This window comes from Paenibacillus sp. FSL L8-0470 (assembly GCF_038008625.1).
Taxonomy (GTDB): Bacteria; Bacillota; Bacilli; order Paenibacillales; family Paenibacillaceae; genus Paenibacillus_AQ.
In genome coordinates this window covers 5,795,369-5,807,360 of sequence record NZ_JBBOZM010000001.1, presented here as the reverse complement: position 1 = coordinate 5,807,360, position 11,992 = coordinate 5,795,369, and the positions used below count along the sequence as shown (strand labels likewise).

The following is an 11,992-nucleotide window of genomic DNA, read 5'->3' as shown; positions in this document are numbered from 1 at the left end:
CATCATGCTGCATCAGTTCTCGCGTACGGAGCTGGCCATCGGACCGGAAGGTCTGGAGATTTTGAAGAACAGTACAGTGGCTGTGCTCGGCATTGGCGGCGTAGGGGCCATGTCGGTTGAGGCTCTGGCCCGTACAGGTATAGGCCGCATTATCCTGATTGATAAAGACACAGTGGATATCACCAATATCAACCGCCAGATTCATGCGCTTACGACAACCATCGGACAGAAAAAAGCGGATTTGATGGTGGACCGTGTCAAGCTGATCAATCCGGAATGCGAAGCCATTGCCCTGAATATGTTCTACACCGAAGAAACCTATGAGGAGCTCTTCAAATACAAGCCCGATTTCGTCATCGACGCTTCGGATACGATTATTTACAAGATCCATCTCATTAAAGAATGCCTAAGCCGGGGAATCCCGATGGTTTCCAGCATGGGCGCAGCTAACAAAATGGACCCGACACGCTTTAAGGTGGCTGACATTTCCAAGACGGAGATGGACCCGATTGCCCGTGTGATCCGCCAAAAGCTGCGCAAGGATGGAATCAAAAAAGGTGTCAAGGTTGTCTTCTCCACCGAGAAGCCGGTGAAACCGCGTGTGGATGTGACCGAGCAAATCGTTCCCGAAGATGCGCCGGACAGACGCAAGGCTCAACTGCCGCCTGCCAGCAACTCGTTTGTGCCTCCGGTAGTTGGACTTATTATGGTGAGTGTAGCCGTACAGGACCTTTTGAAGGCTGGCGGAGTAAACGTATAAACGAAAGCAGGCTTATCTTAGCTCGAACTAACCAAAGGACAAAAGGGCGTGCAGCCGGATTCCGGCTGCTTACGCCCTTTTATTGTGATTTTGAAATCCGGAAACAACGCAGGAATTTACCATCAGTGGAGGTATTTGCATGAAATCGAATTTTTGGCGAAATAGCGTTGGCCTGGAGCCGGGCGACAACTGGAAACAGGAATGGGCGGCTGGGATCCTATCGTATTTTGCTTCTGTATATATTGTTATGGTCAACGCTGCTATTCTGCATGATGCGGGGATGCCGCTGCGGGCCGGTATGGTGGCTACGCTGCTGACGGCAATTACCGGCTGTCTGCTTATGGCCTTCGGCGGTAAGACACCGATTATCGTCGTGCCGGGAATGGGCATTAATGCCTTTTTCACCTATACGCTGGTGCATTCCATGAAGCTGGATTGGCGGGAAGCGCTCGCTGTTGTAGTTGTGACCGGGGTGCTGTTTGCAATTGTGGCGTTCACCTCACTGTACCGTATTCTCAGTGACGCTATTCCTCATAATCTGCAGCATGCGATTACTGTCGGAATCGGCTTGTTTCTGACCTTCATAGGCCTGCAAAAAAGCGGAATCGTCATCGCCCACCGGACGACATTTGTCGCGATCGGACATTTCAGCGACCCTGCTGTGATAACCTCCTGCGTAACCCTGGTTCTGGCACTGGTGCTGTTCATCCGCGGAACACGCGGGGGACTGCTGATCAGCATGATTGTGGGCACAGGACTTGCCTATCTGTTAGGTGCGGCGCATGCCCCGGATCAGGCGGATTCCGGCCATGTGTTTTCCGGCTATGGTGATGTATTTGCAGGAATGGACTTGAGCCGGGGGTTCAGCCTTGTGTTCGTGATTGCCGTGTTCCTGCTGCTGCTGATTGTCGTGTTTGAAAATATCGGGCTGATCTCTTCCCAGACGCTGATGGCAGGACGCCCGGAGCGATTCAAGAGCAGCCTGCGCGCGTTGTCCATCGCTAATATAGCGGCAGGCCTGTTCGGCAGCAGTCCGGTAGTCGCTGCCGCAGAATCGACTGCAGGCATCGCGGCCGGCGGCAAGTCCGGGCTTACCTCGCTGGTTACCGGCATGTTGTTCGGGGCAACCTTCCTGTTCATCCCGCTGCTGGCTTATGTGCCGGACAGCGCCATCGCACCGATCCTGATTGTAATCGGCGGTCTTATGGTGCAAAGCGTACGTGAAATGGATCTCAGCGATATGACCGAGCTGTTTCCGTCCTTCCTGATCATGGTGATGATTCCGTTCACCTACAGCATTGTCGACGGTATGGCATTTGGCTTCATTACTTATCCCATCGTTAAACTCGCTATGGGCCGGGGCAAGGAAGTGCCGCCTGCGCTGTACGGCATCGCCGGACTTTTTGTGGCGAATTTTGTATTGCATGCTTTAATGGGTTAAACCTGGTGGAGCAGCTTATCCAGACTCGCCTGTATACTAGAATTTGAAATATGTGGATTTGACCGGTCTGTTGTGATATGATGAGTATCCTTTTTGTGTGAGTGAAGCCAGTCTTGCACGAGATCATTCTTTAAGATTACTTTTAGGAGGTAACTGAAATTGGAAGACGACTTTCAAAGTGCCTATCAAGAGGAAGAAGACAGGCTGAACAGCGCGCTTACAGAGATCGACACTGTCCTGGAGAGACTGCGCAGCATACCGGTGTACACAGGAAGCGAGTATACCGAGCAAGTGCTGGAGGATTCCAGAGAACAGAGGCGCAAAGATCTTGCCAAGCTTAGGCAGGAGCCTTATTTCGGACGGCTTGATTTTCAGGGCAATGACGAGGACGAACGCAAGGCACTATATATTGGCAAAATCGGCGTAGACCGAGAACAGGTAAGCGACCGTCCGCTAGTCATTGACTGGCGCGCACCGGTAGCAAGCCTGTTCTATTCGTTTACAGGCGGAACTGAGCCGGCCTCCTATGAAGCCCCGGAGGGGCTGATTGAGGGGCTGGTATATTTAAAACGCAACGTGGTGATCCGCAAGCAAATCCTGGAGCGGGTGGCGGATACCTACAACCGCGACAGCGACGCCCCGGCCGTATCCGATGAATTTCTCGTATACCGCCTGGGCGAGAATAAGGACAACCGTCTCCGCGATATCGTCTCGACGATTCAGGAGGAGCAGGACAAGATTATCCGTGCCGCAAAGAATACGGCGCTGATCATTCAGGGTGTGGCCGGAAGTGGAAAAACAACGGTTGCATTGCACCGCCTGGCTTTCCTGCTGTATCAATACAAGGAACAGGTCTCCGCGGAGAAAATGATTATTTTCGCCCCGAACCGGATGTTCCTGGATTATATTTCGGATGTCCTGCCGGAGCTTGGCGTGGGCAACATTGCCCAGAGTACCTTCCCGGATTGGGCTGCGGACGTGCTGGGGATCACACTGCCGGAGCAAGATACAGCGGAAACGATGAACCGCTGGTTCGAAACGGCAGGCAGCATGCCGGTGATTACTGAAGAAACACCGGGCCGCTTCAAGGGTTCGACGGTGCTGATGGAGATTATTGAATCCACGATCAAGCTCCTTGAGACCGGTGCGGTGCCGGAGGGGGATTTCATTCCCTGGGAAGGTGCGGTACTGCGGCGTTCGATGATTCTGCGCTGGCATAACGAGGAATACGCCCCCTATCCGCCGGCCAAACGCAAAGAGCGTGTGATGGCCAGAATTCACCGCTGGATTGAGATGGAGCTGAAGAAGAGCCCTTCGCAGGCAGCGCTGAAGGAACGCAAGAAAAAAGCAGCGGCACGCGAGAAGACCTACAGCGGCAAGTGGCCCAAATATGATCCGCTTATGATCTATAAGCAGATTTTCCGGGCGGCAAAGGTTCCGGAGCATTGGCCGCCTGAAGCCCCGGAGATTATTCCGCAAGGCGTGCTGAAGGAAACGGTCAAGGAGCTCAAAAAAGGCATCCTGCGCGAAGAGGATCTGCCGCCGCTGCTCTATATTCATTATCTGCTCAGCGGAAATGAAGGCGGGGACCGCTTTGACCATATCGTTATTGATGAGGCGCAGGATTTCTCGCCTTTCCAGATTGCGGTGCTTGATTTGTATGTGAAGGGTCATTCCTTTACCATTTTGGGCGACTTGTCACAGGGGATACATGCCTACAAGGGCGTACATGCCTGGGAAGAGATGCAGACGCTGTTTGCACCGGAACATACGGCCTATCATGCACTGACCCGCAGCTACCGGTCCACCATGGAAATCATTGAATTTGCCAACAGCATATTGTCTTCCGGTGTTGGCAGCTCCCTGCTAGCCGTTCCGGTCTTCCGCAGCGGCAACCCGGTCCGGCTGATCTCTTACGCCGATCGCCAGCCGGCGGCAACAGCAGCCGGGAGTGAGCGCCTCAGTGCCGTCAGAACGGCTCTGGGGGCCCTCTCCGGGCGTGAATACCGCACAGTGGCTGTCTTAACCCGCAGCCTGCGGGAAGCTGCTGAGCTGTACGACTCGCTTGCCGGACAGTTTGATGATCTTCACCTGATTGACGGCAGCATGACTGAATATCAGGGCGGGCTGTCTGTACTGCCGGTGTATCTGTCCAAAGGGCTGGAGTTCGACGCTGTTATCTTGGCAGACGCGGACAGCGGACATTACGGGGAAGCGGCCTGGGACGCGAAGCTGATGTATGTCGGCTGTACCCGTGCGCTGCATGAACTGTGGCTGCTGCATGACGGGCAGCTGCCGCCTTATGTACAGCTGCTTGGAGAAGAGACAGTCTCCGGCTGGCCTGAATCACAGTAGTGCAACTATAAAAAGCGGACCGCCTGTCATAAACAGGGCGGTCCACTTTTTATATTCTATAGGGTGAGAACATCTTATTTCATCTCGTTTTGTTCCGTGATATGGAACCGTTCCACCTGCTGCTGCATATCGGAAGCCATAGCGGACAACGCTGTAGAGGAGGCCGTAATCTCCTCCATGGAAGCAAGCTGTTCCTCCGTTGCAGCTGTTACGCTCTGGAAGGAATCCAGCGCTGCCCGCGAGATGGCAGCCATCTCCTGTACGGAGGCAGCCACTTCTGCCGAGCTGGCAGACATTTGCTCGGTAATCGCCGAAACCTCATGAATTTGTTCGCCCACGTGCCGGGTAGACTGCTCAATTTGGATGAAGGCATCGCTCGCTTCCAGCGCCAGGTTCATGCCTTGCTCAACGTCTTCGGCCACTTTATGTTTCATTACATCATAGGCGCTGGCGATCAGGCCGACCATTTCGGTAATGGTCTCCTGGATTTGACCCGCGCTGACATGGGAGGCTTCGGACAGCTTCCGCACCTCTCCGGCAACAACGGCGAATCCTCTGCCCTGTTCTCCGGCACGGGCAGCTTCAATAGCTGCATTGAGCGACAATAGATTGGTCTGCTTCGCGATCGCGGAGATCGCTGTACTTGCTTCTGCTACCTTTGTGCTAAGCCCGTTAAGTTCGGAAATCAGTCCGCCGGACTGCTGAACGGACTGGCGGATTGTCTTCATCTGCTCGCTGACATGCTGCACTCTGGTGCTTCCGGTGTTCACAACCTGTTCAGTCTGTACTGCGGCACTTACAATGGCCTGGGAAGCGGAAGCAATTTTGTGGATGGCTTCGGACATTTCATCCATAGTTACGGCTACCTCGGAGGATGCATAGGCCTGGGTTTCCACACCGCGGGTGGATTCCTCCACCAGTCCGGTGACATACTCCACTGCCTTGCTGTTCTCGCCGGTGCTGGCTGTCAGCTGCTCACTGGCAGCTGCGAGCTGGCCTGATGTTTCGGCCACATCCTGCACCATCTTTCGAAGCGACGCTACCATGGCATTATAGTTGCCCGCAAGCTGCCCGATTTCATCTTTACGTGTGGTGTGGACCACTTCGTCCAGATAACCCTCGCTGACACGCTTTGCCGAACGGTTCAGCTGCTCAAGCGGCTTGGTAATGCGGCGGATAATGAAGAACGTTACTGCAGCGGCCAGAAGCAGCGCAACCAGCAAAACGATAGCTGAGTTATACAAAATAGGATAAACGGCCTCTGCATACTCGCTCTCGGGCAGCACACCGACCAGCTTAAAGCCGCTAAGTTCATTCGTAATGTAAAAGCCGTCCATTACCTGGTCTGTGGCACTGTCTTTGTAAGACACTTTGCCTGCCGGGGCCGCATTCAGCGTATCCAGCAGCCCGCCTGTAACGGGGCTTCCTACCTCCAGAGTGGGATGGTAGATAACCTTATTGCTGCTGTCCAGTATATATACATAACCGCTGGAACCGAGGCTGACATTCTGCGCCAGTTCCATAAGCCCACTCATGCTCAAACTGATTGTAGCTACCCCTTTGCCGTCCTGAAAGGCTCTGGAGATCGGCAGGATGAAGGAGTTTGTAACCTTGGAGAAAATCGGGTTGATAACGGATGTGCGGTCCGGTGTCTTCAGCGCGTCAATATACCAGTCGCGGACCCGGGGATCATAGTCGTTTGGTTTGGAATCAGGCGCGAACATAAACTTGCCATCGCTGTTGCCTAAAGCAACGATGTCGATCTCAGGATGCTCCGCTTTGAATTTGTTGATCTGATTCCGTACGCGTGGAGAGTTCGCTGTCAGATCCGCCGCAGTAATTTGATAGGCAAGCTGATTCACATTGCTGCTCTCCAGCTGTATTAATTGCTCAAGTGTCTTATCGAGAAGATGAATGCTCGATTTTGTAGTTTCTTTCATTTTGCCCTGCAGCTCTGTTTTGGAAGTTTCTGAAGAGTTGACAGCTAGTACAAGCGAAGGAACTGCAATGGCGGTAATGATAAAAGCCATTAGTTCAGTTCTGAGTTTCTTGATGCGGAATACTTGTTTGAGGATGTGCCTTTTAGCTCTCATATTATATTCCTCCTGCTTTTAATTACTTCCATATCTATTAGTTAATAGATAATTACTTTTATATTTCGACACTAATCGACTTATTTTTTAGATTTTTTTTAAAAAAATAAGTTCCGATCTGGTGAAGAACAGTTATAACTGTTCTTGAACTTGTAACCTATCCCCGGGTATGGCTTAATAATAAGTGTCCGGCCGGGCAGATTACTCTGGAAGGAGGCTGATTGAAATGATTTCAGTATACGAGGTGGTTTCCGTCTAAGACGGAAATCCGCATAACCGGAGGAGGCCGAAAGGCCTCCTTCTTTAAAAAACATAGAAATAAATAATTCACATAAAGTTGTGATCAAAACCGAATGTAGACGCTATCCAATGGTTTTTATATAATGAACTTACGGTATTTACCAAATATGAGCTGAAGAAAGGAGGCAGGTGACGTGATCAATTCATTGCAAGCAGTCGTCGGACACAAAGGGACACACCTGTTGAAGGAGGAAGTAAAAAGTGAGTTATGTAAATGGGAAGGATGTGCTCCCCCCGGGCCTGCTCGAAGAGCTTCAGGGATACATCCAGGGTGAATTGCTATACATCCCCAAGAAAACTGAGCAACGGGTAAGATGGGGCGAGAACAGCGGATCCAGGCAGGAGATTGCCAGCCGGAACGAGGAGATATTCTGCAGTCACAGCAGCGGCTGCTCGGTGAACGAGCTGCAGAAGAGATACCACTTATCCGAAGAAAGCATCCGCAAGATTATTTCAAAAATGCGGCTGGCGCTGAACCGCTAGCCTGAACTTTGAACAAAGAGCATGGCACCGCCGGAGGAGGCGAGGTCATGCTCTTTTTAAATATTAGGATGTATACGCAGTATGGTATGATAGTGGAGGTATTCTAATAGTGCCGACCTACAAGATTACAGCAAGGAAGTGGAAGAATGGATTTATTTTCGCTCGGGGAAGACACCGGTAGCGGACGCCTGCTGGCGGACCGCATGCGTCCGGCGAATCTTGATGAATATATAGGACAAGAGCATATTGTTGGCCCGGGGAAGCTGCTGCGCAGAGCCATTGAGGCAGATCAGGTCTCCTCTATTCTGCTTTACGGCCCTCCAGGCTGCGGAAAAACAACATTGGCCCATATTATTTCCCATCATACACAGGGGGAATTCGTCCGCCTGAATGCGGTCGAAGCCTCGGTCAAGGATGTGCGGGAAGTGATCGAGCGTGCTCAGAGCAATAAGGCATTGTACGGCTCCAAGACCATTTTGTTTCTGGATGAGGTGCACCGCTTCAACAGCTCCCGCCAGGATGCACTGCTTCCCGCTGTGGAGAAGGGAACCATCACCTTTATCGGCGCAACGACGGAGAACCCGTTCCACTATGTGAACGGGGCGTTATTGAGCCGCTCCACACTGTTTCAGCTGGAATCGCTGACCAGTGAGCACAGTCTGATTGCTATGAGACGGGCGCTTGCCGATGAGCAGCGGGGGCTTGGCTTCATGCAGCTGCAGGTGGATGAAGAAGCTTTGCAGCATATTGCAACGATGGCCAACGGTGATATCCGCCGGGCGCTTAATGCACTTGAGCTGGCTGCCATGACCACTGCGCCGGAAACGGACGGCAGTGTGCATATTACACTTGCGGTAGCTGAAGAATCCATCCGCCGCCCGATTGTCAAAGCGGACGAATCAACGCAATATGATGTGTTGTCCGCGTTTCATAAAAGCATCCGCGGCTCCAGCGACGCGGCGCTGTTCTGGTTTCTCTATGCTGTGGAGAAGCTGGGGATGGACCCGATGACCTTCATCCGCCGGCTGATCGCTGCCAGCAGTGAGGATATCGGCCTCGCCAATCCGCAGGCGATGGTCCAGGCGGTTAGCGCACTTGAAGCCTACCGCAATAACGGCTGGCCGGAAGCCAAGCTGAATATTGCCCAGGCGATCCTGTTTGCGGTGGAAAGTCCCAAATCGAATGCCGTGACCGTGGCGATTTCGAATGCCATGGCCAGTATCGACGAGCTGAAATCGGCTGAAGTACCACTGCATCTGCGCGATACGCATTATAAAGGAGCTGTGAAGCTCGGCCATGAGGGCTACCAGTATCCGCATAATTTTCCGGGCCATTATGTCAAACAGGATTATCTGCCTAAGGCTATTGCACGCCGGGTCTTTTATCAGGCTACTGAACAAGGCAATGAAGCGAAGATCCGCCATAACCAGTCGCTTCGGCGCGGACAGTAGTCATGTAGGAGTTCGATTATACAACTTTCTCCATATTATTCATCAGCCGCTTATTTTACAGGGAGAGATTTCATTCCTTTTGTAAAAGAAGCGGTTTTTTGTTTAAAGGACTCGCGGTTTTTCTGATAGACTCCATTTTTTTTACAAAAATATCTATTTATTATTACATATTTGCTATTTTGTATATAGAATTCCATTCCTATATATGGTATATATTTACATAGGATGAAAATCATCCTAAAGTCACCCGGAAAGAAGGTGGAAAACTTTATTGGGGATGAATAAGAGAGTTAGGATCCACGGTTTGAAGAGTCTGTGCAGAGATGAAATTGAACACAAGGACAAGAAGGACAAGAAGGGAGAAGGGCTAAGATGGGCAAAGGGATCAAGAAGGGCTGGGTTTTGTCCTTGAGCTTTATGTTAGCGGTTACATGTTCCGGAGCTGTATTTCATCCATCTGTGGGCACAGCAGCGGCTGCCGGCTACAACTACGCGGAGGCACTGCAAAAATCGATTTATTTCTATGAGGCTCAGCGTTCAGGCGATCTGCCGGAAAACAACCGGGTCGGGTGGCGAGGGGACTCAGGACTTCTGGATGGTGCGGATGTCGGCCACGATTTATCCGGGGGCTGGTATGATGCGGGTGATCATGTCAAATTTGGATTTCCAATGGCTTATACAGCTACGATGCTGGCCTGGTCGGTCTATGAATACAAGGATGGTTACGTGCAGTCCGGCCAGCTGGAGGAGATTCTGGATAATATCCGCTGGGCTACCGACTATTTTGTCAAAGCCCATACAGCTCCAAATGAGCTATGGGGACAGGTAGGGAACGGAACGGCCGACCATAATTGGTGGGGAGCAGCGGAAGTGATGCAAATGCAGCGGCCCTCCTACAAAATTGATGCAACTCATCCCGGCTCTGATCTGGCGGCAGAAACCGCAGCGGCGCTGGCTTCGGCATCGATTATCTTCAGGGATTCGGATGCTGTCTATGCGGACAAGCTGCTGCTGCATGCCAAACAGCTGTATCAATTTGCGGACACTTACCGCGGCGCCTATTCGGACAGTATTACCGACGTCAAGCAGTATTACAATTCATGGAGCGGTTATGCCGATGAATTGAGCTGGGGCGGTGTATGGCTCTATTTGGCGACCGGTGAGCAGACGTACCTGGACAAGGCAGTAGCCGCAAGCAGTCTGTGGGGAACGAACCAATCGGGATTATGGGGTTACCAGTGGACACAATCCTGGGATGACAAGCATTACGGTGCGCAGCTGCTGCTGTCACGGATTACCGGGGATGCCAAGTTCATTCAATCTACAGAACGCAACATGCAGTATTGGACAACTGGCGTAGGCGGGACTAGCGACCGGGTCGCCTATACACCTGGAGGATTGGCACATCTGGATCAGTGGGGAGCCCTGAGATATGCCGCCAACCAGGCATTTTTGGCGTTTGTTTACGCGGACTGGGTAAGCGACCCTGTCAAAGGCGAAACGGCCCGTTCTTTCGCGGAACGGCAGATTACGTATATGCTGGGCGACAACCCGCGGAACAGCAGCTATGTGATCGGATATGGTAACAATTCGCCGCAGCATCCGCATCACCGGACCTCACATGGTTCATGGAGCGACAGTCAGTCTACTCCGGCAGAGCATCGTCATGTTCTATACGGAGCCCTGGTCGGGGGTCCATCCAAGACGGACACGTATACCGATTCGATCAACGACTATGTCTCGAATGAAGTGGCAACCGACTACAATTCCGCCTTTACAGGAGCATTGGCCAAAATGATGCTGCTCCACGGGCAAGGGCAGCAGCCGCAACCACAGTTTCCTGCGGCAGAGACCCCTGAGGATGAAATGTTCGTCGAGGCTTCCGTAAATGCCAGCGGCAGCAATTTTGTAGAGATCCGGGCGCTGCTCAATAACCGTTCCGGCTGGCCGGCACGGGTCAGCAAGTCGATGTCCTTCCATTATTATCTGGACCTCAGCGAAGCAATTGCCGCAGGGTACGGTCCTGAGGATATTACGGTCACTGCCGGTGGCTACAATCAGGGAGCAACGGTATCCGCACTTCAGCCTTATGATGAAGAACGTCATATTTATTACACCAAGGTTGATTTTACCGGTACTGCGATCTATCCGGGCGGTCAATCCGCTTACCGGAAGGAAGTCCAGTTCCGGATCGCCGCTCCGCTCAACACGCTCTTCTGGGACAATACAAATGACTATTCCTTCAAAGGCGTGGCAACGGGAGGAGCGCTTCCGGTAAAAACGGCGTATATACCGGTATACGATGCCGGGGTGCTTGTGTTCGGTGAACTGCCTCCCGGAGGCGGACATCCGGGTGAACCGGAGGTGCCCGGACGGCCTTCCGGTGTAGCGGCTGTTGCGGAGAACGCCAGCGTAAAACTGTCCTGGAACACAGTCAGCGGGGCAACGGGCTATACAGTTAAACGTGCTGTAACGAGTGGCGGACCTTACACTGTAGTTACAAGCACTACAGGGGCCGTATACTCCGACAACGGGCTGGTTAACGGTACTACCTATTATTATGTAATCACTGCCTCGAACAGTGTTGGCGAGAGTACGCCATCTCTGCAGGTTAGTGCCCAGCCGCGTGAAACACCTACTCCGGCAAAAGGTGATTTAAGGGTGGAATACCGTACTAATGACAACAATCCCGGGGACGGACAGATACGCCCGCAATTCCGGATTGTGAACACGGGAACTGCTGCGGTACCGCTGAGTGATCTTAAGCTCCGCTACTATTTTACCGTGGACGGAGACAAAACCCAGCAATTCCACTGCGATTATGCCGTTGCCGGCAGCGGAAATGTAAGCGGTTCCTTTGTGAAGCTTAACCCGGCCCTAACCGGAGCGGACTACTATCTGGAGATCACTTTTGCTGAAGGTGCCGGAAGCCTTGCTCCCGGAGGGAACAGCGGAGAAATTCAGGTGCGGACCAACAAGGAGGACTGGACGAATTACAGCGAGGGCAATGACTATTCCTACAGTGGAACGCAGCTTGCCTTCGCCGAATGGGAAAAGGTGACACTGTATCGTGACGGAACACTTGTGTGGGGTTTAGAACCATAATTTA

At 52.3% G+C, this 11,992-nt stretch carries 7 protein-coding genes; 6 read left to right on the top strand and 1 reads right to left on the bottom strand.

Annotated elements, in window-relative coordinates; translation table 11 throughout:
- Positions 1-4 precede the first annotated feature (4 nt).
- The 3 genes from NST99_RS26485 (at position 5) to NST99_RS26475 (ending at position 4,556) form a co-directional block, all read left to right on the top strand.
- Positions 5-760, top strand: coding sequence for a tRNA threonylcarbamoyladenosine dehydratase (locus NST99_RS26485; protein ID WP_341095652.1), 756 nt, complete (start codon positions 5-7; stop codon positions 758-760).
- Between the two features lie 139 nt (positions 761-899).
- A complete protein-coding gene (locus tag NST99_RS26480; protein ID WP_341095651.1) occupies positions 900-2,201 on the top strand; it encodes an NCS2 family permease in 1,302 nt (433 codons plus the stop codon).
- 159 nt (positions 2,202-2,360) lie between these two features.
- The gene (locus NST99_RS26475) at positions 2,361-4,556 is read left to right on the top strand and encodes a HelD family protein (RefSeq protein WP_341095649.1); all 2,196 of its coding nucleotides are present in this window, start codon (positions 2,361-2,363) and stop codon (positions 4,554-4,556) included.
- Positions 4,557-4,630: 74 nt separating this feature from the next.
- On the opposite strand, the gene NST99_RS26470 is transcribed toward NST99_RS26475, so the two are convergent.
- Positions 4,631-6,649: a methyl-accepting chemotaxis protein gene (locus NST99_RS26470; protein ID WP_341095647.1), complete on the bottom strand. Its 2,019-nt coding sequence runs from the start codon at positions 6,647-6,649 to the stop codon at positions 4,631-4,633.
- Between the two features lie 501 nt (positions 6,650-7,150).
- Here NST99_RS26470 and NST99_RS26465 point away from each other — a divergent pair.
- The 3 genes from NST99_RS26465 to NST99_RS26455 all read left to right on the top strand — a co-directional run bounded on the left by NST99_RS26465 (position 7,151) and on the right by NST99_RS26455 (position 11,988).
- Positions 7,151-7,432 (top strand): CD3324 family protein, encoded by a 282-nt coding sequence (locus NST99_RS26465; protein ID WP_038595570.1) that lies wholly within the window; start codon positions 7,151-7,153, stop codon positions 7,430-7,432.
- A gap of 146 nt (positions 7,433-7,578) precedes the next feature.
- Complete coding sequence (locus NST99_RS26460) at positions 7,579-8,883, top strand: replication-associated recombination protein A (RefSeq protein ID WP_341095645.1); 1,305 nt, start codon at positions 7,579-7,581, stop codon at positions 8,881-8,883.
- 372 nt (positions 8,884-9,255) lie between these two features.
- Complete coding sequence (locus NST99_RS26455; protein ID WP_445744992.1) at positions 9,256-11,988, top strand: glycoside hydrolase family 9 protein; 2,733 nt, start codon at positions 9,256-9,258, stop codon at positions 11,986-11,988.
- The last annotated feature ends 4 nt before the right edge of the window (positions 11,989-11,992 follow it).

Bases quoted from the DNA above. Each gene is read 5' to 3' on its own strand.
- NST99_RS26460 (WP_341095645.1), top strand. From the start codon at position 7,579: ATGGATTTATTTTCGCTCGGGGAAGACACCGGTAGCGGACGCCTGCTG.
- NST99_RS26470 (WP_341095647.1), bottom strand. From the start codon at position 6,649: ATGAGAGCTAAAAGGCACATCCTCAAACAAGTATTCCGCATCAAGAAA.
- NST99_RS26480 (WP_341095651.1), top strand. From the start codon at position 900: ATGAAATCGAATTTTTGGCGAAATAGCGTTGGCCTGGAGCCGGGCGAC.
- NST99_RS26485 (WP_341095652.1), top strand. From the start codon at position 5: ATGCTGCATCAGTTCTCGCGTACGGAGCTGGCCATCGGACCGGAAGGT.
- NST99_RS26455 (WP_445744992.1), top strand. From the start codon at position 9,256: ATGGGCAAAGGGATCAAGAAGGGCTGGGTTTTGTCCTTGAGCTTTATG.